The following is a 26023-nucleotide window of genomic DNA, read 5'->3' as shown; positions in this document are numbered from 1 at the left end:
CGACCATGACCCCATTCAAGCGACTCATCAGCCCCGCCCTGCTCAGCCTGGCCCTGTTCGGCGGCGCCGCGCACGCCGCGCTGGTACCGCCCCTGGGTTACTACGAGGGGATCGAAAAGCTCAAGACCAGCGATGGCAAGTTCCGCTGCGAACCTGCCCCCAAGCCGTACACCGGCGCGCTGCAGTTTCGCAGCAAGTACGAAGGCTCCGACAAGGCTCGGGCGACCCTCAATGTGGCCTCGGAAAAAGCCTTCCGCGACTCCACGGCCGACATCACCACGCTGGAGAAAGGCGTCAGCAAGATGGTCGGCCAGTACATGCGTGACGGCCGCCCGGCGCAGCTCGACTGCACGCTGGCCTGGCTCGAAACCTGGGCGCGGGCCGACGCCCTGCTGTCCACCGACTACAACCACACCGGCAAGTCGATGCGCAAATGGGCGCTGGGCAGCATGAGCGGATCGTGGCTGCGCCTGAAGTTCTCCAACGCGCAGCCCCTGGCCGCGCACCAGGCCGAGGCCAAGCAGATCGAGCGTTGGTTCGCCCGCCTGGCCGAGCAGACCGTGCGCGACTGGAGCGACCTGCCGCTGGAGAAGATCAACAACCACAGCTACTGGGCGGCCTGGTCGGTGATGGCCACCGCCGTGGCCACCGACCGTCGCGACCTGTTCGACTGGGCTGTGAAGGAATACAAGGTCGGCGCCAACCAGATCGACGACCAAGGCTTCCTGCCCAACGAAATCAAACGCAAGCAGCGCGCCCTGGCTTATCACAACTATGCCCTGCCACCGCTGGCGATGATCGCCAGCTTTGCCAAGGTCAATGGCGTGGACCTGCGCAGCGAGAACAACTTCGCCCTGCAGCGCCTGGGTGAAGGCGTGCTGGCCGGCGCCCGTGACCCGCGCCATTTCGCTGAACGCGCCGGTACAAAACAGGACATGAAAGACCTCAAGGTCGACAGCAAGTACGCCTGGCTCGAGCCCTGGTGCGCGCTGTACCAGTGCGTCGGCGACACCCTGCAGCGCAAGCACGGTATGCAGCCGTTCGACAGCTTCAGGCTCGGCGGCAACCTGACCCGGGTCTATGACCCGAGCGCGGCTTCGAAGAAATAACGCAAAACCCTGTGGGAGCCGGCTTGCCGGCGATGGGCCGCGAAGCGGCCCCTGACTATCGCTGGGCAAGGCTTCGCCTTGCATCGCAGGCAAGCCAGCTCCTACAGGAATCTAGGTAGCCCGCCACATTGCGTGGGGGGTTTGGGGGGCGCTTTGCCCTGGATGCTGTGAACAAATTAGGAGAACCGGGATGGTCTTCTCGTCCAACGTGTTCCTGTTCCTGTTCTTGCCGATCTTTCTCGGCCTGTACTACCTGAGCGGGCAACGCTATCGCAACCTGCTGCTGCTGATCGCCAGCTACATCTTCTATGCCTGGTGGCGGGTGGACTTCCTCGCCCTGTTCGCCGGCGTGACCCTGTGGAACTACTGGATCGGCCTGAAAGTCGGCGCCGCCGGCGTGCGTACCAAACCGGCCCAGCGCTGGCTGCTGCTGGGCGTAGGCGTCGACCTGGCCATCCTCGGCTACTTCAAATACGCCAACTTCGGCGTCGACAGCCTCAATGCGATCATCACCTCGTTCGGCCTGGAGCCGTTCATCCTCACCCACGTGCTGTTGCCGATCGGTATCTCGTTCTACATCTTCGAGTCGATCAGCTACATCATCGACGTGTACCGCGGCGACACCCCAGCCACCCGCAACCTGATCGACTTCGCGGCGTTCGTGGCGATCTTCCCGCACCTGATCGCCGGCCCCGTGCTGCGCTTCAAAGACCTGGTCGACCAGTTCAACAACCGCACCCACACCCTGGACAAATTCTCCGAAGGCTGCACCCGCTTCATGCAGGGCTTCATCAAGAAAGTGTTCATCGCCGACACCCTGGCGGTGGTGGCCGACCACTGTTTCGCCCTGCAGAACCCGACCACCGGCGATGCCTGGCTGGGCGCCCTGGCCTACACCGCGCAGCTGTACTTCGACTTCAGCGGCTACAGCGACATGGCCATCGGCCTGGGCCTGATGATGGGCTTCCGCTTCATGGAGAACTTCAAGCAGCCCTACATCAGCCAGTCGATCACCGAGTTCTGGCGCCGCTGGCACATCAGCCTGTCGACCTGGCTGCGCGACTACCTGTACATCACCCTGGGCGGCAACCGCAAAGGCACCTTCAACACCTACCGCAACCTGTTCCTGACCATGCTGCTGGGCGGGCTGTGGCACGGCGCCAACTTCACCTACATCCTCTGGGGCGCCTGGCACGGTATGTGGCTGGCGATCGAGCGGGCGCTGGGCATCGACACCAACCCGCAGCGTTTCAACCCGGTCAAGTGGGCCTTCACCTTCCTGCTGGTCGTGGTCGGCTGGGTGATTTTCCGCGCCGAGAACCTGCACGTGGCCGGGCGCATGTACGCCGCCATGTTCAGCTTTGGCGAATGGCAGCTGTCGGAGCTCAACCGCGCCCAGCTGACCGGCTTGCAGGTGGCCACCCTGGTGATCGCCTACCTCACCCTGGCGTTCTTCGGCCTGCGCGACTTCTACCGCAATGCCAAGCCGACACCCAAGGCAACCCCGGTGCAGGTCAACGCCGACGGCTCGATCGGCCTGGACTGGACTCGGGTGATGACCCGCGCCCTGGTCCTGCTGCTGTTCGTGGCCTCGATCCTCAAGCTTTCGGCGCAGAGCTATTCGCCGTTCCTTTACTTCCAGTTCTGAGGTTGATGACCATGACCCGGACATTACGCATTACCTATTCGCTGTCGTTCCTCGGCCTGCTGGTCGGCATGGGCGCCTGGTCCACCGGCGGCCTGGAAAGCTTCCAGCGCACCGCGCAAATGACCCTGCTCAACGGCAAGCTGGCCAAGGCTGCCGAGACCCACTACGACGAGCAGTTCCCGATCAAGCGCCTGGGCACCAACCTCTGGGCGGCGCTGGACTTCAAGCTGTTCAACGAAGGCCGCCCGGGCGTGGTGCTGGGCCGCGACCAGTGGTTGTTCAGCGATGAAGAGTTCAAACCCACCGCCGGTGCCGAGCAACTGATGCAAGAAAACCTGGCGCTGATCCGTGGCGTGCGCGACACCCTGCAACAACACGGCAGCCAGCTGGTGCTGGCAATCGTGCCGGCCAAGGCGCGGGTCTATTCCGAATACGTCGGCAAGGAGCTGCCCGCCAGCCTGCACGACGACCTGTACAACCGCTTCCATGCCCAAGCCCGCCAGGCCAACGTGTTCGCCCCAGACCTGATGGCGCCCATGGAACAGGCCAAGGCCCGCGGCCAGGTGTTCCTGCGCACCGACACGCACTGGACGCCGATGGGCGCCGAAGTCGCCGCACAAGCCCTGGCCGAAGCGGTCAGCCGCCAGAGCCTGCTCAATGGCGACCCGCAAACCTTCATCACCGAAACCGGCAACACGGCGCCCTACAAAGGCGACCTGACCAACTTCCTGCCGCTCGACCCGCTGTTCAGCAACCTGCTGCCGAGCCCGGACAACCTGCAGCAACGCACCACGCGCCCAGCCGAAGCCGCTGGCGATGCGGGCGACGCGCTGTTCGCCGACAGCCAGATCCCGGTCGCACTGGTCGGCACCAGCTACAGCGCCAACCCGCACTGGAACTTCCTCGGTGCCTTGCAGCAAGCCTTGCGCAGCGACGTCGCCAACTACGCCGAAGACGGCCACGGCCCGTTGCTGCCGATGCTCAAGTACCTGCAAAGCGATGCCTTCAAAAATGCCGCGCCACAAGTCGTGGTGTGGGAATTCCCAGAACGTTATCTGCCCATGAAAAACGACCTCAGCAGCTTCGATCCGCAGTGGATCGCCCAGCTGAAGAACTCCCGTAAATCCGAAGAAAACCTGGCCCTGTCGTCCACCCGGACGAACCACTGATCGAAAGAGAGGAAATGCACATGACTACCAAGACTTCCATTGCCAAAGCCCTCACCCTCGCAGCAGGCCTGTCCCTTGCCTCGATGCAGGCCTTCGCCGGTGCCGACGCCGCGCTGTACGGCCCGACCGCACCGAAAGGTTCGACCTTCGTGCGCCTGTACAACGCCGCTAGCGCACCTGCCGCTGCCTCGGTCGGCAACACCCAGATCAAGCAGGTCGGCGCCCAGGCCAGCAGCGATTTCAGCTTCCTCCCAGGCGGTGACTACACCGCCCAGGTGGGCGGCAAGAGCGTGCCGGTCAAGCTGGCCTCGGACAAGTACTACACCCTGGTCAACAGCGGCAGCGGCAACCCGCAACTGATCGAAGAGCCACCGTTCAAGAACAAGCAGAAAGCCCTGGTACGCGTACAGAACCTCAGCGACCAGTCGCTGACCCTGAAGACCGCCGATGGCAAGACCGAAGTGGTAACGCCGGTCGCCGCCAAAGGCCGTGGCGAGCGTGAGATCAACCCGGTCAAGGTCAACCTCGCCCTGTATGCAGGCGACAAGAAAGTCAGCGACGTCAAACCCGTCGCCCTGGAGCGCGGCGAAGCCGCCGTGCTGTACGTCACCGGTTCCGGCAGCAGCCTGTCGCCGGTCTGGGTTACCCGCCCAGTGTCCACTAACTGATCCCCTGCCTCATTAACGACCTTATTGGAGAAACATCATGATCCCGGTAATTCTTTCTGGTGGTAGCGGTTCGCGTCTGTGGCCTCTGTCGCGCAAGCAGTTCCCCAAGCAGTTCCTGGCCCTGACCGGTGAGCACACGCTGTTCCAACAAACTATCCAACGCCTGGTGTTCGAAGGCATGGACGCGCCGATCGTGGTCTGCAACAAGGACCACACGTTCATCGTTCAGGAACAGCTCTCGGCACTGAAGCTGAAAACCCAGGGCATCCTGATGGAACCGTTCGGCCGCAACACCGCCCCAGCCGTGGCGATGACCGCGATGAAGCTGGTCAGCGAAGGCCGCGACGACCTGATGCTGGTGCTGCCCGCTGACCACGTGATCGACGATCAGAAAGCCCTGCAGCGCGCCCTGGCCCTGGCCACCGTGGCCGCCGAGCGTGGCGAGATGGTGCTGTTCGGCGTGCCGGCGACCAAACCCGAGACCGGCTATGGCTACATCCGCTCCAGCCAGGACGCACTGCTGCCTGAAGGTGTGGCGCGGGTGGCGCAGTTCGTTGAAAAGCCCGACGAGAAACGCGCCGCCGAGTTCGTCAAGGCCGGGGGCTACTTCTGGAACAGCGGCATGTTCCTGTTCCGCGCCAGCCGCTACCTCGAAGAGCTGAAAAAGCACGACGCCGACATTTACGACACCTGCGTGCTGGCCCTGGAGCGCAGCCAGGCAGACGGCGATGTGCTGAACATCGACGAAGCCACCTTCGCCTGCTGCCCGGACAACTCCATCGACTACGCGGTGATGGAAAAGACCCAGCGCGCCTGCGTGGTGCCGATGTCGGCCGGCTGGAGCGACGTGGGCTGCTGGTCATCGCTGTGGGATGTGCACGAGAAGGACAACAACGGCAACGTCACCAAGGGCGATGTGGTGGTGCAAGACAGCCGCAACTGCATGATCCACGGCAACGGCAAGCTGGTGTCGGTGATCGGCCTGGAGAACATCGTCGTGGTCGAGACCAAGGACGCCATGATGATTGCCCACAAGGACAAGGTCCAAGGCGTCAAGCAGATGGTCAAGACCCTCGACGAGCAAGGCCGCAGCGAGACCCAGAACCACCTGGAAGTGTACCGCCCATGGGGCTCGTACGATTCGGTGGACATGGGCGGCCGCTTCCAGGTCAAGCACATCACCGTCAAACCAGGCGCCAGCCTGTCGCTGCAGATGCACCACCACCGCGCCGAGCACTGGATCGTGGTGTCCGGCACCGCCGAGGTGACCTGCGACGAGAACGTGTTCCTGCTCACCGAGAACCAGTCGACCTACATCCCGATCGCCTCGGTGCACCGCCTGCGCAACCCGGGCAAGATCCCACTGGAGATCATCGAAGTGCAGTCCGGCAGCTACCTGGGCGAAGATGACATCGAGCGCTTCGAAGATGTGTATGGGCGCACTTCCACGCCGGTCGAGCGTGGGGTTTCGGTGAAGACCATCGCGCAGTAATGCGAAGCCCGCCCCGCCTCCTGCAAAGAGGCGGGGCTTTCGGGTGACCGCTTTGCTGATTTACAGCTTCAGGTCGACACGGCCTGCCTGAAATGTGAAAGGCTGAGCGTTGTAGTGGAATGCAAGCGTGAAGGCGAAGGACAAGGCTTTACCTGGTTCCCACGCCAACTGGGTGATGGCGTAATTTTCAGCCGCGATCAAACCGTGATTGACGCTGGCAAAGGCGCGCTTGACCGAAGGTTGGTTGTTTTGATCGTACTCCAGAAGGAACACCGCCCCCAGGGCCAGCAGGCCACCCTCAAGGCCGATGGACTGCTTGACTGCGACAAAGTTCGGGCGCTCACGGTCACCGCTGTAACCCCGTTCATTAGCGTTGAACTCGGCATTATCTTTCAGTGCTGGAACGATCACCGCAGAGGCAGCACTTGCGATGTTGCGCTGCAGCGTAGAGGCGGGCTTTTCATAGGCAATATCAAACACACCCTTTGAGACGTGAAAGTCACGCGCATATTCATCTTTGCCTTTGAAGTCAAACTGACCCGCGACCCCACACTCCTCTCGGTTCCATACCAGGTTTTGAATGACGCCACTGTGCGCATGGCCTGATACGTCACTCCCCAAGTAAGCCGATGTGCCCCCCTCACCGAGGGTATGGTCACCATCCTTGATGCCCAACGGGAAGCCAATGTAGATGAATTCTTCAACGCCCTGCGCGGGGTTGCGGATACCCAGCACACCGCCGAGCGGGTCGCACCAGACGCCTTGAGCAATGAACTGCTCGCCTGTTGGCAGGGTGGCAGTCATCGCACCCGATGCGTTGCCGGTCTTGGTATTAAGTACGCTCATGATTGACTCCGAAAACTGATGATTTTAATGAGTGATAACACGCTGCCTGTCGCACAGATGCCAACTAAGGCAGCCAGTTTTAATGCGTTTTCAGATTAGGATGGGGGCCGCTGCGGCGGTACTCGCAGAAGTGCTAGGATGGCCAGATCAGTCCAATCAAGGTTGTCTCCATGATCATCGGCGCCCTGCTAATTCTCACCTGGCTGGTACTGCTGCTGCGTTACCCAGCGAAGGCGTTGCCGATATCCCTGGCCGCCGTGTGCGGCATCGGCCTGGTCGCCCTATTCGTGGCCTGGCAAGACACCCGCGAAGCCGCGCAACTGGCACGCCTGGACTTGCGCCTGAGCTATGCCCCGGATCAATGCCCCGCCGACCGTGCGCTGCAGGTTCACATGAAGAACGGCAACAAGGCCCCGCTGACCGAACTGCGTTGGCGGGTGGGGGCGTATGCGCCGGGCGATACCGTCAACCTGGCCGAGAACACCTACAGCGCGCCGCGTTACCGGGGGCCGGGTGAGCTGCAGCCGGGTGCCGAGTGGAAGGATTGCCTGCCCTTGCCGCCACTGCGCTCTGGCTATCGGCCGCAGACACTCGAGTTTCGCGCCGAGCACTTGCAAGGTACATTCGCCAATTGATCGACGTGCAATCCGGGAGCCACCTGGACGAGGACTATATCGGGCACTGTGAGGGTGTATATGCGTGCACTTCGGCGCCGATTGAGCATGGGCAATCGGTCAAAACTTTCGCGCCGTCTAACCCGGGGTTCGCTATTGCACGCCTTAGCGAACCTTGCATTCCTTACCCGGGCATATTTCAAATGTCCGCCTTGGTGAAATCAACCTCAAACTTATCCACCACCAGCTTGTATTCGGTCTGGTTGATTTTAAAGCTCACCGCAAAACTACAGGAAAAGCTATCCTTCCCCCCCGGCGCGACAACAGGGGGATCCATGAATCTACTGGGGTGGAAGCCACCCCCCTTCAAAGCCAACACACTGAACCCTGCAAACTCTCCGCCTCGGTAATACGGATGGACCATAGCGCCCACTGTTCCGACACCCTCGACACTTGCACCGCCCCAGAGAGAAGTGGGGGGTAGATCATTATATCGCACCCCGATTTTCGAGCTACGAAACGGCCAAGACCCTTCATTATTTTCATTTTTACCTTTGACACTAAGTTCGCCCACCACTGCGCCCTGGTAATATTTATAGACACTTTGTTCAACGGCACTGGCATTGAAATCTTCGACACACTCCACCAGCGCCCGCTTTTGGTAATCGTAAAAATTTAACATTTATCCAGCTCCCCTACGGATTTCCTAATAGTTAGGACTGTTTGATAGACAAGCGCACGATTAGCGTGTCGCCTGAAACTACGTTAACGCCACAGGAAGGATTGCGGTACTGGTACATATGCGAGGTATGCTCCGATCAACTTGCCGAGCATGTCGAACCCGACCAGTTTGCAAGCGTTGCATTGGGAAAAGGCGGACCTGACTGAAGATCTGCCCGATACTACGCAGCTCGAACCTACAGTCGCTCAGCATCGGCCAAGGTGCCCACCTAGTACTTATAAGAGTACCTAGCTTTCAGCATCACGTTTAAATTGGCCACTCCTAACCCACAAATAGAATATATCATGAGCCATCCATCATTCAACCGAGCATTATCGCGCAGCAACCTTGTAGACGGCAAAGTCGAATTAACGATCACCAATACAAACACCCATGAAACCCGCACCGTTGAAACCTATTCGCAATTGTCTTTGCACAGAGGATTTATTAGTGCAATTCTCATCGAATCGGGGCACGTGACGCACGTGTTTTACATTTCGATGTTTAATAATTTTAGACTTGGCAAAACCGACCTTGTAGCAAATACAACCGAGACTGTTGCTCACTACGACAACTGGACCGACGATTGGACTCCCATACCGACCACCGAGGGCACGGGCTGGCTGGAGGTGACAGAACTTAAATTCAACCCAATAGACCCTTTGGGAGCGCCGACCTACCTCAAAGGCAAAAGCGAATTTACTTTCACCTCAAACAACTCAGACTTTGAAGTCTCTGTGGATATCACACTGGGCAATCCCTCCCCCACCCACTAAACGGCGCTTTAGGCCCAAGGCGCAGACGCTGATGTTTCGTGCAGCGCATCTGCAAGGTACATTCGCCAACTGATCTGCTGTTTTTACCGGCCCTTTCGCGCCGGTAAAGACGACAACTTTCCCCTGACCCAAGGCCTCCCTCATGCCCACTGTCCTGATCACCGGTTGTTCCAGCGGCATCGGCCGCGCCCTGGCCGACGCCTTCCGCGATGCCGGCCATGAAGTCTGGGCCACCGCCCGCAAACCTGAAGACGTCGCGCATTTAGCCGCCGCCGGTTTCACCGCCCGGCAACTGGACGTCAATGATGGCCAAGCCCTGACCCAACTGGCCCAGGAGCTGGAAGCACGCCACGGCCGCCTCGACATGCTGATCAACAATGCCGGCTACGGTGCCATGGGCCCATTGCTCGACGGGGGTGTGGACGCCATGCGCCAGCAATTCGAAACCAACGTTTTCGCCGTGGTCGGCGTGACCCGCGCGTTGTTCCCGCTGCTGCGCCGCGCGCGTGGGCTGGTGGTGAATATCGGCAGCGTTTCTGGGGTGCTGGTCACGCCGTTCGCGGGGGCCTACTGCGCGTCGAAGGCTGCCGTCAACGCCCTGAGCGATGCCCTGCGCCTGGAGTTGGCGCCGTTTGGCATTCGGCTGATGGAAGTGCAGCCGGGGGCGATCGCCTCGCAGTTCGCCAGCAATGCCCAGCGCCAGGCCGATCAGGTGTTGGCTGCGGATTCGCCGTGGTGGCCACTGCGCGAATATGTGCAGGCACGGGCGCGGGCATCGCAGGACCGGCCGACGCCTGCGGCGGTGTTTGCCCAAGGGGTGTTGGCGGCTACACGCAAAACAGCGGTGCCTGCAGTGGTCAGGCTGGGTAATGGCAGCACGGCGTTGCCGCTGATTGCCAGGCTGTTGCCGCGGCGGTTGCTGGACTGGGTGTTGCGCAAGCGGTTTGGGTTGCTGCGGCCGCTTTGATTTTTGAGTGGCTGTACTGGCCTCTTCGCGGGTAAACCCGCTCCTACAAGTACTGCACAGTGCTCAAAATCTGTGCGGTACCTGTGGGAGCGGGTTTACCCGCGAAGAGGCCGGTACAGCCACAACACCTATCAAACCTTGTTCGCAGGCTGTGTATCAAACGCCTGCCAGCCCCCACCCAGCGCCTTGTACAGCCCCACCAACGCCTGGGAAACCGCCGCCGAGCTGTCGATCCACTGCTCTTCGCTGGCCAGCAACGCACCTTGCACGGTCAGCACATTGAGAAAGTCCACCGCCCCTTCCACATACTGGCGCTGGGCAGTCTCCAAGGCGATACGGTTCTGCCGCACCGCCTCGGCCAAATGGTCGCGACGCAATTGGCTGGCGTTATACAGGCGCAGCACATCGTCGATTTCATGCCAGGCACCGAGCACCACCTTGCGGTAGTTGAGCGCGGCTTCCTGCTGCTGCGCCTCACGCAGTTCCAGCGTGCCTTTGAGCCGCCCACCTTCAAAAATCGGCAGTGACAGTTGCGGGCCAAAGGCGAAGCGGCGCGAGTCCCAGCCGCCGAAGTCAGACAGCTGCATGGCCTGGAAGCCCAGGCTGCCCGACAGCCGAATGCTCGGGTAGAAGTCGGCCTTGGCCACGCCGATACTGGCGGTGGCCGCATGCAGGCGCGCCTCGGCCTGGCGAATGTCCGGCCGGCGCTCGGCCAACTCCGACGGCAGGCCGATGGCGAACTGCTGCTGGGGCGCGGGCAGTTCACCCCCTTCGAGCAACTGTGCCTGAAGGCTGCGGGGCGGCTCGGCCGCGAGCAGGCTGAGGGCGTTGATCAAGTCGTCGCGCTTGGCCTCAAGGCTGGGCAGGCGGGCTTCGATGGAGGCGACCTGGGCACTGGCCTGGGCCACGTCGAGGCGGGTGGCGACCCCTTCGGCCTGGCGATTCTCGGACAACTTCAGGCTGTGCTGCGCCACCTTCAGGTTGTCACGGGTGACGTCCAGGGTGTGCTGCACCGCACGCAGCTGAATGTAGTTGCCAGCGGTTTCCGACAACAGCGCCAGCAACACGCCACGGCGGTCATTCTCGGCCACTTCGACCGTCGCATCGGCAGCCTCCACTTGCCGGCGTACTCGGCCCCAGAGGTCCAGCTCCCACCCCGCGACCAGGTCACCCTGCCACAGGTTGAATGCCGATTTGCCCGCGTGGCCCGAGGGGTCACTCAGCCCTTCGGCGCTGTTGCGAGCGCGGCTGTAGCCTGCGTTCACATCGACCGAGGGCGCTTCATCCGCTGCTACCGTACTGCGCAAGGCACGGCTTTGCAGCAGCCGCGCACTGGCCATCTGCAAGTCCAGATTGCGTTCGGCGACCCGCTGGATCAGCGCGCTGAGCCGGGCATCGTGGAAGCTATCCCACCAGCGCAGTTCCAGCGGTTCGGCCTGCGGCTGGCTGGCCGCGGCCTCACCTTGCAAGCCTGCCCACTGTTGCGGGGCCTGGCTGTCTGGGCGTTTGAAATCTGGCCCGAGGGTACAGCCGGCCATCAGCAACGCCAGCAACACCGGGCTCAAGCGTAATGCCGGCTTCATCGCGCGCTCACCTCTTTGCCGTCGAGTTTGTCGCCGCGGGTATCGATGGTGGCTTCCACCGACATGCCCACGCGCAGCCGTGCAAGCAGCGGCTGGCCATCATCGAACACGATCTTCACGGGGATGCGCTGCACCACCTTGGTGAAGTTGCCGGTGGCATTGTCCGGCTTGACCGCCGCGAACGTCACACCGGTGGCCGGTGCGATGCTCTCGACATGGCCATGCAGTTGCTCGCCCGAGAAGGTATCGACACTGATGCTGACCGGTTGGCCGGGCTGCACATGGGTCAGCTGAGTTTCCTGGAAGTTGCCGACCACATAGGCCTGTTGCAACGGCACCACCGACAACAGCCGGGCCCCCGGATTGACATAGGCGCCGACACGCAAGGCGCGCTCGCCGACCATGCCGTCCACCGGTGCGATGATGCGCGTGTAGGACAGGTCGAGCTGGGCTTTCTCCAGCCCCGCTTCGGCCCGTTTGAGCTGGCCATCGGCGCTGGCCACCTGGGCGCTGAGGATGTCCACCTGCTTGCGTGCGGCCACCAACGCCGCCTGGGTATTGGCCAGGCGCGCACGGGCCTGGTCGACCCCGCTGCGCGCCTGCTGGGCGTTCTGCACGGTGCCGGCACCTTGCTCGGCCAGGCGGCTGTAGCGGTTGACTTCATGATCGGCAAACGCCGCTTCGGCCTGGGCGGCTTTCACGGCGGCTTCGGCCTGGGCGATCAAGGCGGCTTGGCGCTCCAGCGTGGCGCGGGCATCGGCACTCTGCGCCTTGGCCACCAGCAATTGCGCCTGGGCTGCGTCGAGCGCGGCTTGGTAGTCGCGGGCATCGAGGGTCGCGAGCAACTGGCCTGCCGTGACTTGCTGGTTGTCCTCGACCAGTACCTCTTTGATAAAGCCTGCGACCTTGGGCGCGACCACGGTGTAATCGGCGATCACATAGGCGTCGTTGGTGCGCTGGCGGTGATCGCTGCCCAGCATCCAAGGCCCGACGATGCCGGCCAGCACGGCCACGGCGAGCACCGAGCCGATGAAAAGTGTCTTGCGGTTGTTGGTCATTTCTAAGTCTCGAATTCAGTCACGGGCTCAAGCCACCGCACGCGGCGGGAAGATCCGGGTAGGCACAAAGGGAATCAGGCAGATCAACGCGACGGCGATGCACGCCATCACCAGGTACTGGTCGGCCGAGGTCAGTACCTGGGCCTGTTCATGAATGCGCCGGGCAAGGCCGGCGACGCTGTCATCGATCAGCGGCGCATTGCCCAGGCTGTCGACCAGGTGGTTGGAATGGAAATGCCGGCGCACAGTGCCCAAGACATCCAGCAAGCCGCCGGCAATCACCGCCGACAGCCCCTTGACCGTGTTGAACCAGGCCGAGGCGAACGGGCCCTCCTGCGGGGTCATGCCGTTGGTGGAGAGCATCAGCAGCGGCAGCACGGCCATTGGCTGGCCAAACACCTGCAACAGGTAAAACGGGTAGAAGTCGCCGCGTATCCACTCGGAGGTCAGCAGGCTGCTGCCCACGCACGACAGCGCCAGCATGCCGAGCCCCACCGCCAGTACCCAGCGGCAGTCCACCGCGCGGATGTTGCACAGCGCTGCGGTCAGCGGCAGGGCGATGAGTTGCGGCATGGCCACCAGCATCATCAGCGGGCTGGTCTGCGCCGGCCGGTAGCCCTGGATCTGCGCCAAGTACGCCGACGGAATGCTGCTCACCCCGGAGAGCACGACCAGCACACCGGCCAGGGTCACCAGGGCGAAGCTCAGGTTGCGCCGCGAGAGCATGCGCAACTGGAAGAACGGCAGCGGTTCGGACCACTCGTTGTACAGGAACAGCACCAGCAACAGCAGGCCGCCGCCCAGCAGCCAGCAGATCAGCGGCGAGTCGAACCAGCCCCAACGGTCACCCAGCGACAAGCCGAGGACGATGCAACTGATGGCCGGCAGGCCCAGCAGCACGCCACGCCAGTCGAACTGTTTGAAGCGCTCCAGGCGCAACGGGTCCTGGGGCAGGCCCCAGCCGACACAGAACATCGCCAGCAGCGACGGCAGGATGATCTGCCAGAAAGCCCACTGCCAGCCGACGTACTCGGTCCACAGGCCCGCCAGCGGTGTGCCGAGGTTCGGCCCAAAGGTGGCGGTCAGGGCGTAGCAGGCCAGGCCATAGACCTTGATGCCCGGTGGCAGAAAACGCAGCGCGACGCTCATCAGCATCGGCGGCAAGGCGCCCGAGGCAAAGCCTTGCAGCACCCGCAGCAGCATCAGGCTGTGCAGGTTGGGGGCGAACGGTTGCAGCAGGCCCAGCACGGCGAACACGCCAATGGCAGACAAGGTGAAGCGGCGCAGGGAAAAGGTCGTGGCAAGCCAGGGTGCAAAGGCCATCGCCGACACCGAAGCCGCGCTGTACGCGGCCAGCAGCCAGGCGCCTTCGTCGGCCCCGATGCCCATGGCGCCGCGGATATCGGCCAGCGAAATCTTGGTCACCGCCTCGTTGAGGCCAGCGCAGAGTACTGCCAGCAACACCCCAAACAACCCCACCACCACCTGCAGGCCGAATGCCGTCTGCACGGGGGCGGCCGGCGCGGGGGCGGCAGCCAGCGCAGCAGAAGGCGCGGTCAGGGAACTCATGGGAATACATCTCCAGCAACAATTTCAGGGCTGGAGCAAGTCTAAGAAGGTCGAATGCTTACGAAAACTGACTTGTTGGCAGGTTTATATTGCGCCAGACGCAATCGGACTCTGTTACGGGTCGATGCTGCCGCACACCTTCAACGTTTGGCGCAGCCAGCGGTGGGCCGGGTCATTGTCGAACCGCGGGTGCCAGGCCTGCATCACGTTGACCTTCTCCAGTGGCACCGGGATCTCGAATGAGCGCAGGGGCAGTTTCAAGCGCTGCACACTGTTGAGGATGTTGGCCGGTATCGGCAGGATCAGGTCCGAATCCGGCAGCGAAAACATCGCCGAGTGGAAGCTCGTGGTGATCAGCGCCACCCGCCGTTCGACCTTGTGGTTGGCCAATGCCACATCGATCGGCCCGTTGGCTCTGCCCCGGCGCGACACGCTGATCTGCGGGTAGGCGGCGAACCGCTCAGGGGTAATCTCGGCATCGAAGATCGGGTGGCCCTCGCGCGCCAAGCCTACGAAGTAGGTGTTGAACAGGCTCTGCACCTTGATTTCCGGGCCCAGCTCGACGGCCGAGCTGATGATCAAGTCGATATGCCCGTTGCGCAGCACCGCATCATCGTCGCCACTGCCCTCGGGCACGAAACGCAGCACCGTACGCGGTGCCTGGGCCAGCATCATGCGCAACAGCTGGGCGCCGTACAGGGCGATGAACAGGTCGTTGGTGCGGATGTTGAAGGCCCGGTCCAGGTTGACCAGGTCGACATCGTCACGGCTGCGGAACACCTGCCCGGCCTGCTCCACCAGCCCATGCACCTGCTCGCGCAGCGCCAGCGCACGGGGTGTCGGCACCAAGCCACGGCCGGCGCGCACCAGGATCGGGTCGCCCAAGGCATCGCGAATGCGCCCCAGGGTCCGGCTCATGGCGGCCGGGCTCAGGTTCATGCGCTGCGCGGCGCCCACCACACTGCCTTCGTCAAGCAAGGCGTCGAGGGCGACGAGCAGGTTCATGTCCGGGAGTTGCATGGCCGTTTTCCGTGGCGATTGTGGGAACGGCGATGGTAGCAGGTTGGAGGATTGCGTCTGACGCAATAAGGTCGTGCGTGGTGGGGCATTTATTCAGCAGCCGGGTTCGGCCATAAATGAAGCATTGGCAGGTCCGGCCTCTTCGCGGGCAAGCCCGCTCCCACCGGAATGTCACATGCTCACAAGTTTGTGCATTACCTGTGGGAGCGGGCTTGCCCGCGAAGAGGCCCGGACAGGCAAAACCTTAGCCAGCCGCAACAAGGATCCCTATGCCCAGCTCCGTGCTCATCGCCATCGACGCCTCCCCCGCATCCGCTGCCCTGCTCACCCTCGCCCGCCGCTACTGCCGCCCCGCCGAACACGAGCTGCATGTGCTGCTGGCCATCGACAGCACTTTCGCCGTGCACGAGCAACCCGCGCCCTACACCGCCGAAGAACTGGAGGAATACCCCGCTGCCTGCGAGGAGCAACAGCATGCCGACCACGCGGTAGCCAAGGCCGTGCGCGAGCTGCAGGACGCCGGCTTCACCAGCCAGGGCTGCATGGTGGCCGGGCAGCCGGTCGAGGCCATCGTCAGCAAGGCGCAAGATCTGCGTTGCGAACTGATCATCATGGGTCATCGCCACCTGTCACGATTGGGGCGATTGCTGGATCCTTCGATCAGCGCGAAGGTGATTGACCGGGTAGAAGTGCCGGTATTGGTGGGCGCGGCCTGAACCATTCATCAGCTCCCCAATGCACTGCATTGACCGTGTAATGCAATCGCATTACCTTGCATTCATTGTTGCAATGCAAAGGATATGGCCATGGCCGCCACCTTCGAAGTTGAATCCACCCTGACCGATCGTTACCAGACAACCGTACCCGAAACAGTGCGTCGCGCGCTGGGCTTGAAAAAGCGTGACAAGATCCATTACTCGATTCAACCCGACGGGGAGGTGATACTCACCCGCGCAGAAGCAACCGAAGACGACCCTGTGCTAGGCCAGTTCCTGAATTTTCTGGCCCACGATATCGCCACCCATCCGCAACGTCTGCAAGTTGTCGATGCTGACCTCATCGCTCGCCTCGACAGCCTCGTGGGCGACGCCGAGATCGACCTGGATCAACCTCTATCGGCGGAAGATGAATGAGTGATGCGAGGAAGCCTTTAACTATTCATGGATGGACTGTATTTGCTCACCCGCTGTTCTTAGCCGAACTGGACGCGCTCAGTGAGCAAGTCGCGGCACAGCTGCAGAAAGACCCGATCGGCTACACGAAAAAGAACGCGTACAAGCGGCTGGCCGCGATCAAACGATTGGCGTTTGACGTCATCCCGCAAGACCCGACCAAGCCTGAGTACCGTCAAGGTTCAGCGCTAGGAGGCGACCACAAGCACTGGTTTCGAGCGAAGTTCTTTCAGCAATACCGGCTGTTCTTTCGCTACCACACCCCCAGCAGGATAATCGTGCTGGCATGGGTAAATGACGAGACGAGCAAGCGAGCCTACGAGCGCACTGACGATGCTTACAAAGTCTTCCAGAAGATGCTGCTCACCGGCCACCCTCCTGATGATTGGGACGCGTTACTGCGAGAGGCAGGCGCGGCAACACACAGATTTAAATCTTCACTGAACATCTAGTGCGGCTCTCACTGGCATGTGACTGAGAGCCGCTATCGGTATTCATTCCTCGCTAGGCTTCACCACCACCGTACACGTCGTCCCCGCCGCCAGCAAAAACCCTTCCGGCACTTCATCGATGTGGATCCGCACCGGCACGCGCTGCGCCAACCGCACCCAGTTGAAGGTCGGGTTCACATCGGCGATCAGCTCGCGGCTCTGGGGGTTGTCGCGGTCATAAATACCGCGGGCGATGCTCTCTACGTGGCCTTTGATGCGCTCGCCGCTCATCATCTGCAGCTCGGCCTGGTCACCCACCTTCACGTGCGGCAGCTTGGTCTCTTCGAAGAAGCCATAAACCCAGAACGAGTTCTCGTCGACCACCGCCATCACCGGCTCACCGGTGCGCGCATAGTCGCCCTTGTGGATGTTCAGGTTGGTCACATAACCGTCCACCGTGGCCACGATGTGCGTGCGCTTGAGGTTCAGCTCTGCGGCCGCCAGTTCGGCCAGGGCCTGTTGATAATCCGCCTGGGCCGAGTTGGCGATGTTGCTGGCGTCGTCGCGGTTTTCTTTGGAGATCACCAGGTTGTCCATGTCGGCGCGGCGCTTGGCGTTGACCTTGCGCATCTCCCAGGTGGCCTTGCGCGAGGCAACCAGCGCCTTGGCCTGGTCGACGGCCATTTGGTAGTGCTCAGGGTCGATCTGGATCAACAGGTCGCCCTTCTTCACCCGCTGGTTGTCCTTGACCGGTACACCCACCACGTAGCCGGGCACGTCGGCAGCGACGTTGATGATGTCGGCACGCACGCGCCCGTCGCGGGTCCAGGGCGTGGTCATGTAGTGCAGCCACAACTGGCGGCCGATCGCCACGGCGGCCACCAGCACCAGCAGGGTGGCGATCAGGCTGAAGAACTTTTTCATCGAAGGTTTCTCACCAGTAGACAGACAGCGCGAGGGCGCCGAAAAGGCAGACGAACAGGCTCAGGCGCAGCAGCGCCGGGTGCCAGAAAAAGCGGTAGCCGTCATGGCTGGCGATGAAGCGGTCCAGGCCCCAGGCCAGGCCCAGGGCGAACAGGAACATCAAGGTCATGGTGGGCATGTACACGCCATGGAAGGCGATTTCACGGGGCATGATTTCACGGGGCATGGTGCAGTCCTTTCGCCGGTGCCAGCGGCGACTGTGGGTCCAGCAGGGAAGAACGGATGAAGTGCAGGTAGCTTTGCGCGCGGCGTAGCACCGAGGTGTCGAAATGCCGGGCGAAGGGTTCGTCGGTGGCCTGCACGCGGCTGATGGCATGGTCCACCGCCACCAGTGCGCGCTCGTGGTTGCTGGCGCTGGGCTGCAGGAACAAACGCGCCAGGGCGCGGCCCATGACGCGGATGGCCTGGCGCCATGGCTGCGACTCGGCGTAGGCCGGGTGGATCGGGGCGCGGGCCTGTTCCTTGCGCAGCTCGATGATGGCGTGGCCGATTTCCAGCACGGTGAACATCCAGCCCATCAGCTCGCTCTGCACCTTCGGCTTGCCGGCAGCCAGGCCATAGGCTTGGTGCAGCAGGTCGCGGGTGCGGCTCTCGAAGGCCGAACCCAGGCCGCGCAAGCGACCACTGATGGCGAACAGCACCTGTTCACGCAGTTCCTGCTCCAGCCGGCTCCACAGCCAGCGGCTGTTGGGCGGCAGGATGATCGCCCCGGCCGCGGCGCAGACGAACATGCCGATGACCATGCCGATGTAGTCGTTGATGAAGGTGTAAGGGTCGTAGACGGTCAGGTTGTTGGGCACCGAACCGATGGCGAAAAACACCAGCAAACCGATGCCGTAACCGGCGTACGCCGGCCGCGAAGACAGGAACGCCCCCAGCACGAAGACCGGTGCCAGGACCATGCACAGCAGCGGGAATCCGTCGATCCAGGGGAACACGAAGAAGGTTTCGAAGAACCCGACGAAGGCCCCGATCGCCGTGCCACAGGCCATCTGGAATGACATGCGCTTAGGGTTGGGCGACGCCGCCGACAGGCCCACGGTGACCGTGGCGATCAGCGTCATCATGGCGCCGCTGGGCCAGTCGCTGAGCAACCAGTAACTGCCCAGCAGCAACAGCACCGCCGAGGCGCGCACGCCAGCAGCCAACGACACCAGCCAACTGGTCTGCGCCACATAGGGCTCGTCCCACTGCTCGCGCTCGTGCTTGTGCACGGCCAGCGAGGCATGGGTCTCGGCGTAGCTGAACATCTCGTCGACAAAGCGATACAGCAGCTCGAAGGCCGTGTGGAAGTCGAGCAGGTCGGACTCGCTGGGGTTGGTTTGCTGATACTCGGCGCGCAAGCCACGCACCTGGGCTTGCAGGCCCTCCTTGTAGGCGGCCAGCTCAAGCGTCAGGCGCAGCGCGTCGGAGTCGGTCAAGGCGCGGCCCACGTAGGGCTGAAGCAGTTCGACCAAGGTGTCCAGGCCCGGCTCGATGGCGCTGACGATCTGCAGCGGGCCACGGGCGCGCAGGCGTTCGAGCAGCCGGTGCAGGGCATTGAAGCGCGTGGTGATGGCCATGAACTCGCTGTTCATGCGCACCAACCGGCCACTGCGCCTGCGCATGTGCGGGTCTTCGAAGGCGGTGACGTTACGCAGGCTTTCAAGGCCCACAGCCTCGGCGATGAAACGCACGTTGCTGCTTTCAAAACGGTCGCGCTGGCTATCACCGCGCAGGGCTTCGACCACCACGCCGGCGAACACACCAAAGCGCTGATAGAGGGCGTTACGCATGGCGGCGCTGGCCGACTGCGGCAGGATCGCGGCGCTGACGAACGTTGAAACCAAAATCCCCAGGGCGATTTCCAGCACCCGCCACACGGCCGCCATAAAGGCTTGATCGGGGTGCTCCAGTACCGGCAAGCCGATCATCGCCGCGGTGTAGCCGGCCAGCACGAAACCATAGGCGCGGAAGGTGCGGTAGCGCATCGCACCTGCCGAACACAAGCCGACCCACAAAGCCAGGCTGGGCAGGAACAGCTCGGTGTTCTGCGGGAAAATGGCGATCAGTGCGACCATCATCGCCGAGCCTGCCAGGGTGCCGAGCACCCGGTAGAAACTCTTGGCGAACACGTGGCCGCTTTGCGGCTGCATGACGATGAACACGGTGATCATCGCCGTGCGCGGCTGCGGCAGTTCCAGGCGCATGGCCAGCCACAGGGTGATGAAGGCGGCGGCCAGCACCTTGAAGATGTAGACCCAGGTCACGCCATCGGTGCGCGCCCAGGCAAAGAAGCCCCGGCGCCACTCCAGGCTCTGCAGCCAGCGCACGGGCAGGCTTGAGGTGCTCATTCGGCGTTATCCGGCTGCTTGTCGAAAATGGCCAGGGTGGCCGGGGTTTTCGGTGCGGCCTGGCGCTCTTGCTCCGGCACGTCCTTGCCCGCTTGCAGGCCACCCCCAAGGGCGGTGACCAGCTCGGCATGGGCGATCAGGCGGGCGGCCTGCACCTGCTGCTGTACCTGCTGCTGACGGAACAGCAAGGTCTGCGCGTTGAGCACGTTGAGGTAGTCGGTCAGGCCACGCTGGAAGGCGACCATGGCGATGTCGTAGGTCTTCTGCGCGGCGGCGACCGATTCGGCGGCAAAGTGCGATTGCTCTTTCATCGACTCGCGGCGGATCAACTGATCGGAGATGTTCTTCAACGCACCGACCACGGCCTGGTTGTAGCGCGCGACGGCCATGTCATAGCCCGCTGAAGCGACGCCCAGTTGCGAGCGCAGGCGGCCGCCGTCGAAGACCGGCAGGCTGATTGCCGGGCCGACGTTGTAGTTGAACTTGCGCCCGGTGAGAAACTCCAGCGGGCCGCCGCCGGTGGCCATGAAACCGAGGCTGCCGACCAGGTCGACATTGGGGAAGAAGCCGGCATGCGCGACGTCGATGCCACGGGCTTGCGCGGCCACCTGCCAACGGCTGGCGACCACGTCCGGGCGCTGGCCGACCAGCTCGGCGGGCAGCGCCGATGGCAGCGTGAGCGGGGCGCCGAGGGTCAGGGTCGGGCGCTGGATCTGCGCGCCCTCCCCTGGCCCCTTGCCGGCCAACGCAGCAAGCTGGTTGCGGGTCAGGGCGATCTCTTCGTCAAGGCTGTCGAGCTGACGATGGGTTTCGGGCAGCGGCGCTTCGGCCTGGCTGACTTCGAAATGGGTGCCGATGCCAGCGTCCAGCCGACGCTTGGCCAGGGCCAGGATCTGCTCCTGCTGCTCCAGTTCAGCCTTGACGATATCGCGCTGGGCGAAGTGCAGGCTTAGCTGGATATAGGCACGCACCACGTTGTTCTGCAGCTCGAGCTGCGCCTGGCGGGCCTCGGCCACACTCATGTGCGCTTGGTCCACAGCCTGCTCGCTGGCATTGCGCTCGCGGCCCCAGAGGTCTAGGGCATAGCTGAAACCGATGGCGGCGTTGTTGTCCCAGGTATTGGCGCCCGACAGCGCACCAGGCCCGTAGAACTGATCCTCGGGCCAGTTGTGGCGCTTGAGTGTGGCCTGGCCATTGGCTTGCAGCTTTTCTGCCGACTCGACCACACCGGCCATGGCCTTGGCCTCGCGCACCCGCGCCAGGGCCATGGCCAGGTTCGGGCTGCCCTCGACGGCCAATGCGACCCAGCGGTTCAGCTGGGGGTCGCGATAGGCCTGCCACCACTGCTGGTCGGGCCAGTGCGCGTCGGTGGCCGCTTCGCGTATCGCCGCGTCGGTGGTCAGGGTATTGGCGTGTAATGTCTTGCTTTGCGGGGCAATGCCCCAGGTTCCGATACAGCCGCTCAAGGTGAGGGTAAGGGCACAGGCACTGAACACTTGAAGCGTTCTGATGATGCGACGCGGCACAGCTGCGATTTCCCGAGGAAGAGGTGGAGGGGCCGGGCAATTCTAGGGGGCGGCAGGACTGGCGATAAGCGCATATTCCTGCGAATCTTTGTTACCAAACGCGCGATAATCAGCCTTTGGTCGAAGGCATCTTTTAATAACTTCGTCGTTACTTCGTGACACAATTTTGTCCTCTACCTTGAGAGTGACCCATGGACACCCTGCAAAATATGCGTGCTTTCAGTTGCGTAGCCCAGCTTGGCAGCTTCACGGCTGCCGCGGCGCAACTGGATACGACCACCGCGAACGTGTCGCGGGCGGTCTCCAATCTGGAAGCCCATCTGCAAACTCGGCTGCTCAACCGTACTACCCGCCGCATCGCGCTGACCGAGGCCGGCAAGCGCTACCTGATGCGCTGCGAACAGATTCTTACCTACGTTGAAGAAGCCGAGGCCGAGGCCAGCGACGCCCATGCCCGCCCGGCCGGGCAATTGAAGGTTCACTCCATGACCGGGGTGGGCCAACACTTCGTGGTCGATGCCATTGCCCGCTACCGCGAATCGCACCCGGACGTGACCTTCGACCTGACCATGGCCAACCGCGTGCCGGACCTGCTCGACGAGGGCTACGACGTGTCCATCGTGCTGGCCACCGAGCTGCCGGACTCGGGCTTCGTGTCGCAGCGCTTGGGGATCACCTACAGCATCGTCTGCGCTTCGCCCGACTACATCGTGCGCAACGGCATCGCACACAAACCTGCCGACCTGCTCAAGCACGCCTGCCTGCGCATGGTCAGCCCGGTGATCCCGCTGGAGAAGTGGCTGTTCGACGGCCCGGAAGGCCAGGAAATGGTCAACATCACCAGCTCGCCGTTCCAGGTGAACACCGCCGACGCCATGAAAACCGCGATCCGCAGTGGCATGGGCGTGGGCGTGCTGCCGATCTATTCGGCCATCGACGGGCTGCGTGACGGCAGCCTGGTGCGGGTGCTGCCCGAGTATCGGCTGCAAGAGCTGAACCTGTACGCCATCTACCCGTCGCGCCAATACCTGGATGCCAAGATCAAGACCTGGGTTGAATACCTGCGCAACTCGCTGCCGGAAATTCTGGCCGCGCATGAGGCAGACCTGAAAACCCATCAGGTGCAGATCGCCAACTGAGAAACATGCTGCATTGAGGGGAGGAGCAATGGTAGGTTGCTAACCATTGCATCCAGCGCCAGGACCATGGGAGGGCGATGCCCTCCATTCGCAGCACAAGGCTGCTCCTACACCGACCTTTGTAGGAGCAGCCTTGTGCTGCGAATGACCGCAACGCGGTCAACTGCCTGGCAGTCCACCCTAGCCTTGCAGAGAGTTGCCGATGAAAAAGACCGTCCTGGCCTTCAGCCGCATCACCCCGGCCATGGCCGAGCGCCTGCAACAAGACTTCAACGTGATCCTGCCGAACCCCAAGCTCGGCGACATCAACGCCCAGTTCAACGAAGCCCTGCCCGAGGCCCACGGCCTGATCGGCGTCGGCCGCAAGCTTGGCCGTGCGCAACTCGAAGGCGCGGCCAAGCTTGAAGTGGTGTCCAGCGTCTCGGTCGGCTACGACAACTATGACGTCGACTACTTCAATGAACGCGGCATCGCCCTGACCAACACCCCCGACGTACTCACCGAAAGCACCGCAGACCTGGGCTTCTCGCTGATCATGGGCTGCGCCCGGCGCACGGCCGAGCTGGATGCCTGGACCAAAGCCGGCCAGTGGCAAGCCACCGTCGGCCCGGCGCACTTCGGCAGCGATGTGCACGGCAAGACCTTGGGCATCGTCGGCATGGGCAACATCGGCGCCGCCGTTGCCCGCCGCGGCCGGTTCGGGTTCAACATGCCGGTCATCTATACCGGCAACAGCCGCAAGGCCGCACTGGAGCAAGAGCTGGGGGCGCAGTTCCGCAGCCTGGAGCAACTGCTGGCCGAAGCCGATTTCGTCTGCATCGTGGTGCCGTTGTCAGACGCCACCCGCAAGCTGATCGGTGCACGGGAGCTGAAGCTGATGAAGCCAAGCGCCTTCCTGATCAACATCGCCCGCGGCCCGGTGGTCGATGAAGCAGCGCTGATCGAAGCCCTGCAGAACGGCACGATTCGCGGTGCTGGCCTGGATGTCTACGAGAAGGAACCGCTGAGCGATTCTCCACTGTTCAAACTGCCCAACGCCCTGACCCTGCCGCACATCGGCTCGGCCACCGCAGAAACCCGCGAGGCCATGGCCAACCGGGCGATGGACAACCTGCGTGCGGCGCTGCTGGGCGAGCGGCCGCAGGATTTAGTGAACCCGCAGGTGTGGAAGCATTGAGCGTTTTCAACTGACTTTATCGCGCCATTCGCAAAGCTGCTGGCGAATGGCGCACTCCCTCTGCACTCACCCCTTGCGATAAGCGAGCAATCTGAAACAACTCGCTTATTGGCCCATTGCCAACGCTACGCACCTATCATTTTTGCTAGGTGACACCCGCTACACCTCAGATTAACAATGCAGAAGAACACTACCTTCATTGCTATTCTGAGGACTACCAAAATGAAAAAGACCGACCCGATTCTTCAAGACATCCAATTTGATGACGTTGTAGATATCCCGGGACCTGAAGAAAACCTCATCAAGACCGCCAAGATGGCAGAGTTTTTAAATATAACCATCGCCAAAACAAGCGAATGGCCAGTACCCTCCGTTTTTTACATTACGCACAGCAGCGAGTCCCCGGAACTGCCAATCCTTACACAAGACTTCCATACACCGCTTCCAGAGAAACTAAACTTCCAACTTCCTTCGAATCGATTCAAAAAGAGCCAGAAACAATCACTTCGTTACATATTAAAATCAAAAAGAGACGATAATGAATGGGATGTCACAACCTCTTTCACCGTCGACTTAAAAAAACCCATCCAAGCACCCCCCTTGGAAATGGATACCACAGCATTCAACCTCACCTACTTCGACAAGCATGACAGCTTAGATTTTACAGCCCCACCTTTCACCTATAACAGAGTTGGAGACCACTGCATTGTTACTATAATCGGACCCGAGAAGATTAGCGTGACGTTGCCGACACCTCCACGCGCGGAAGAGGGTGACTCCATCACAGGTAAAATACCTAAAGATACATTCTTCATTGCTGGCAAACCTATTTATGGCGAGTATACGGTTATGTATACGGCCCTCTCACGCGCAGGTAACGATTCCAGCGATACAGAGGCCGTCACTGTCATATTCAGCGCATCATGAAATGCGTACCGGGTGATATTTCACCCACCGATACTTCAGCATCACGGCCTGAGTAAGGGGACTGTAGAAATGCGTGTAGCTTTGAGTTTGCGAAATACCAGTACATTCCCCCCCATTACCAACACCACCCCCAACAGCGCCGGCGCCGTCCATTGATAGCCTTCGAAAAACGCCGACACGTTTAAGGCCACCAGCGGGAACAGCACCGTGCAATAAGCCGCGCGCTCCGGCCCCATGCGCCCAACCAGGGTCAGGTAGGCGGTGAAGCCAATCACCGAGCCCGGGATGACCAGGTACATCAGCGAGCCGATGTAACGCGTGTTCCATTCCATGGCGAAGGGAATTCCGCTGAACAGGCAATAAACCGTCAGCATCGCCGCGCCATAGACCATGCCCCAGGCATTGGTGGTCATGGGCTTGAGCCCTGCTTTCTGCTGCATGCTCGACAGCATGTTGCCGGCCGAGAAGCACAGCGTGCCGAACAAGGCCAAGCCGAGGCCGTACAGGGTTTCGCGGCTGGCGGCATGGTGGGACAGTTCGGGCCAGAACAGCAGGCCCAGGCCCAGCAGCCCCAGTGCACCGCCACCCAACACGTTGGCAGCGATCTTCTGGCCAAAGAACACCCGGGCGTTGAGTGCGTTCCACAGGGTCGCGGTGGAGAACACCACGGCGATCAGGCCGCTGGCGATCCACTGGCTGGCGGTGAGGAAGCACATGAAGTTGACGCAGAACAGGCACAGGCCTTGGGCCAGGCAGATCAGGTGGCCGCGGCGGTTCATGGGTTGCAGGCGGCGGGTGAGCAACAGGATGGCGAACAGGATCAGGCCGGCCAAAGCGAAGCGGTAGACGATGGACGCCGGGATGGCGACCACGCCCAGTTGCAGTTTCAGGGCGATCCAGGTGGTGCCCCAGATCAGGACGGTGAGCAGGTACAGGGACAGGTTCACAGGTGGGGCCTCCTCAGGCGTTCGACCATACAACCTGGGGCCGCCTTGCGGCCCATCGTAGGCAAACCAGCGCCTACAGGAGGACGGCGCCGTACCTGTAGGAGCTGGCTTGCCTGCGAACGAGGGCGCAGCCCTCGCCAGGGCCCC

General features: G+C 62.1%; 25 protein-coding genes. 14 read left to right on the top strand and 11 right to left on the bottom strand.

Translation table 11 applies throughout. From position 1 onward, the window contains the following. Window positions 1-5: 5 nt before the first annotated feature. The 5 genes from QOS90_RS23790 (at window position 6) to QOS90_RS23770 (ending at window position 6086) form a co-directional block, all read left to right on the top strand. On the top strand, window positions 6-1109 hold the full coding sequence (locus tag QOS90_RS23790) for a mannuronate-specific alginate lyase (RefSeq protein WP_027595304.1): 1104 nt from the start codon (window positions 6-8) through the stop codon (window positions 1107-1109). 190 nt (window positions 1110-1299) lie between these two features. Next, window positions 1300-2757 (top strand): MBOAT family O-acyltransferase, encoded by a 1458-nt coding sequence (locus QOS90_RS23785; RefSeq protein WP_085273969.1) that lies wholly within the window; start codon window positions 1300-1302, stop codon window positions 2755-2757. Between the two features lie 11 nt (window positions 2758-2768). Beyond that, window positions 2769-3926 (top strand): alginate O-acetyltransferase, encoded by a 1158-nt coding sequence (locus QOS90_RS23780; RefSeq protein ID WP_085273968.1) that lies wholly within the window; start codon window positions 2769-2771, stop codon window positions 3924-3926. 20 nt (window positions 3927-3946) lie between these two features. Then, window positions 3947-4594: an alginate O-acetyltransferase AlgF gene (locus QOS90_RS23775; RefSeq protein ID WP_027595301.1), complete on the top strand. Its 648-nt coding sequence runs from the start codon at window positions 3947-3949 to the stop codon at window positions 4592-4594. Window positions 4595-4631: 37 nt separating this feature from the next. Then, window positions 4632-6086: a mannose-1-phosphate guanylyltransferase/mannose-6-phosphate isomerase gene (locus tag QOS90_RS23770; RefSeq protein ID WP_085273967.1), complete on the top strand. Its 1455-nt coding sequence runs from the start codon at window positions 4632-4634 to the stop codon at window positions 6084-6086. 60 nt (window positions 6087-6146) lie between these two features. Here QOS90_RS23770 and QOS90_RS23765 read toward each other — a convergent pair whose 3' ends face one another. After that, window positions 6147-6932: a hypothetical protein gene (locus QOS90_RS23765; RefSeq protein WP_085273966.1), complete on the bottom strand. Its 786-nt coding sequence runs from the start codon at window positions 6930-6932 to the stop codon at window positions 6147-6149. A 170-nt stretch (window positions 6933-7102) separates the two neighbouring features. On the opposite strand from QOS90_RS23765, the gene QOS90_RS23760 reads away from it, so the two are divergent. Then, window positions 7103-7567: a hypothetical protein gene (locus tag QOS90_RS23760; RefSeq protein WP_027595298.1), complete on the top strand. Its 465-nt coding sequence runs from the start codon at window positions 7103-7105 to the stop codon at window positions 7565-7567. 178 nt (window positions 7568-7745) lie between these two features. On the opposite strand, the gene QOS90_RS23755 is transcribed toward QOS90_RS23760, so the two are convergent. Then, entirely contained in the window at window positions 7746-8228 is a 483-nt protein-coding gene (locus QOS90_RS23755) for a hypothetical protein (protein WP_027595297.1), read from the bottom strand. Window positions 8229-8572: 344 nt separating this feature from the next. Here QOS90_RS23755 and QOS90_RS23750 point away from each other — a divergent pair, with 344 nt between their 5' ends. Then, entirely contained in the window at window positions 8573-9043 is a 471-nt protein-coding gene (locus tag QOS90_RS23750) for a hypothetical protein (RefSeq protein ID WP_027595296.1), read from the top strand. A gap of 142 nt (window positions 9044-9185) precedes the next feature. Beyond that, complete coding sequence (locus QOS90_RS23745; protein WP_027595295.1) at window positions 9186-10010, top strand: SDR family oxidoreductase; 825 nt, start codon at window positions 9186-9188, stop codon at window positions 10008-10010. 131 nt (window positions 10011-10141) lie between these two features. Here the strand turns inward: QOS90_RS23745 and QOS90_RS23740 are convergent, their stop codons facing one another. The 4 genes from QOS90_RS23740 to QOS90_RS23725 all read right to left on the bottom strand — a co-directional run bounded on the left by QOS90_RS23740 (window position 10142) and on the right by QOS90_RS23725 (window position 15240). After that, window positions 10142-11593 (bottom strand): efflux transporter outer membrane subunit, encoded by a 1452-nt coding sequence (locus tag QOS90_RS23740; protein ID WP_085273965.1) that lies wholly within the window; start codon window positions 11591-11593, stop codon window positions 10142-10144. After that, window positions 11590-12651, bottom strand: coding sequence for an HlyD family secretion protein (locus QOS90_RS23735; protein WP_027595293.1), 1062 nt, complete (start codon window positions 12649-12651; stop codon window positions 11590-11592). The genes QOS90_RS23740 and QOS90_RS23735 overlap by 4 nt, the downstream gene beginning before the upstream one ends. Before the next feature lie 27 nt (window positions 12652-12678). Further along, entirely contained in the window at window positions 12679-14220 is a 1542-nt protein-coding gene (locus QOS90_RS23730) for an MFS transporter (protein WP_085273964.1), read from the bottom strand. Between the two features lie 114 nt (window positions 14221-14334). After that, window positions 14335-15240, bottom strand: a complete 906-nt coding sequence (locus QOS90_RS23725) for a LysR family transcriptional regulator (RefSeq protein WP_027595291.1) — start codon at window positions 15238-15240, stop codon at window positions 14335-14337. Between the two features lie 269 nt (window positions 15241-15509). On the opposite strand from QOS90_RS23725, the gene QOS90_RS23720 reads away from it, so the two are divergent. The 3 genes from QOS90_RS23720 (at window position 15510) to QOS90_RS23710 (ending at window position 16864) form a co-directional block, all read left to right on the top strand. Beyond that, window positions 15510-15956, top strand: coding sequence for a universal stress protein (locus QOS90_RS23720; RefSeq protein WP_027595290.1), 447 nt, complete (start codon window positions 15510-15512; stop codon window positions 15954-15956). A gap of 90 nt (window positions 15957-16046) precedes the next feature. Further along, window positions 16047-16373: a type II toxin-antitoxin system PrlF family antitoxin gene (locus QOS90_RS23715; protein WP_027595289.1), complete on the top strand. Its 327-nt coding sequence runs from the start codon at window positions 16047-16049 to the stop codon at window positions 16371-16373. Next, window positions 16370-16864 carry a type II toxin-antitoxin system YhaV family toxin gene (locus QOS90_RS23710; protein WP_027595288.1) on the top strand — a complete coding sequence of 165 codons (495 nt, stop codon included), beginning with the start codon at window positions 16370-16372 and terminating at the stop codon, window positions 16862-16864. The genes QOS90_RS23715 and QOS90_RS23710 overlap by 4 nt, the downstream gene beginning before the upstream one ends. A gap of 42 nt (window positions 16865-16906) precedes the next feature. Here the strand turns inward: QOS90_RS23710 and QOS90_RS23705 are convergent, their stop codons facing one another. From QOS90_RS23705 to QOS90_RS23690, 4 genes are read right to left on the bottom strand one after another with little or no spacing between them, the layout of a single operon-like run. Beyond that, window positions 16907-17767 carry an efflux RND transporter periplasmic adaptor subunit gene (locus QOS90_RS23705; RefSeq protein ID WP_027595287.1) on the bottom strand — a complete coding sequence of 287 codons (861 nt, stop codon included), beginning with the start codon at window positions 17765-17767 and terminating at the stop codon, window positions 16907-16909. 10 nt (window positions 17768-17777) lie between these two features. Next, complete coding sequence (locus QOS90_RS23700) at window positions 17778-17978, bottom strand: DUF1656 domain-containing protein (protein ID WP_027595286.1); 201 nt, start codon at window positions 17976-17978, stop codon at window positions 17778-17780. Window positions 17979-17982: 4 nt separating this feature from the next. Then, window positions 17983-20160 carry an FUSC family protein gene (locus QOS90_RS23695; RefSeq protein ID WP_027595285.1) on the bottom strand — a complete coding sequence of 726 codons (2178 nt, stop codon included), beginning with the start codon at window positions 20158-20160 and terminating at the stop codon, window positions 17983-17985. Beyond that, window positions 20157-21686 carry an efflux transporter outer membrane subunit gene (locus QOS90_RS23690; protein ID WP_085273963.1) on the bottom strand — a complete coding sequence of 510 codons (1530 nt, stop codon included), beginning with the start codon at window positions 21684-21686 and terminating at the stop codon, window positions 20157-20159. The genes QOS90_RS23695 and QOS90_RS23690 overlap by 4 nt, the downstream gene beginning before the upstream one ends. Before the next feature lie 191 nt (window positions 21687-21877). On the opposite strand from QOS90_RS23690, the gene QOS90_RS23685 reads away from it, so the two are divergent. The 3 genes from QOS90_RS23685 to QOS90_RS23675 all read left to right on the top strand — a co-directional run bounded on the left by QOS90_RS23685 (window position 21878) and on the right by QOS90_RS23675 (window position 24929). Further along, on the top strand, window positions 21878-22825 hold the full coding sequence (locus QOS90_RS23685; protein WP_027595283.1) for a LysR family transcriptional regulator: 948 nt from the start codon (window positions 21878-21880) through the stop codon (window positions 22823-22825). Between the two features lie 202 nt (window positions 22826-23027). Continuing rightward, window positions 23028-24002 (top strand): 2-hydroxyacid dehydrogenase, encoded by a 975-nt coding sequence (locus QOS90_RS23680; RefSeq protein WP_027595282.1) that lies wholly within the window; start codon window positions 23028-23030, stop codon window positions 24000-24002. Window positions 24003-24224: 222 nt separating this feature from the next. Next, entirely contained in the window at window positions 24225-24929 is a 705-nt protein-coding gene (locus QOS90_RS23675; RefSeq protein ID WP_143491097.1) for a hypothetical protein, read from the top strand. Between the two features lie 41 nt (window positions 24930-24970). On the opposite strand, the gene QOS90_RS23670 is transcribed toward QOS90_RS23675, so the two are convergent. Further along, entirely contained in the window at window positions 24971-25876 is a 906-nt protein-coding gene (locus tag QOS90_RS23670; protein ID WP_085273961.1) for a DMT family transporter, read from the bottom strand. Window positions 25877-26023: the final 147 nt, after the last annotated feature.

Source organism: Pseudomonas sp. LAIL14HWK12:I10 (assembly GCF_900184205.1).
Lineage (GTDB): Bacteria > Pseudomonadota > Gammaproteobacteria > Pseudomonadales > Pseudomonadaceae > Aquipseudomonas > Aquipseudomonas kermanshahensis.
The sequence above is the reverse complement of the archived record's forward strand: the minus strand, read 5'-3'. Positions and strand labels throughout refer to the sequence as shown.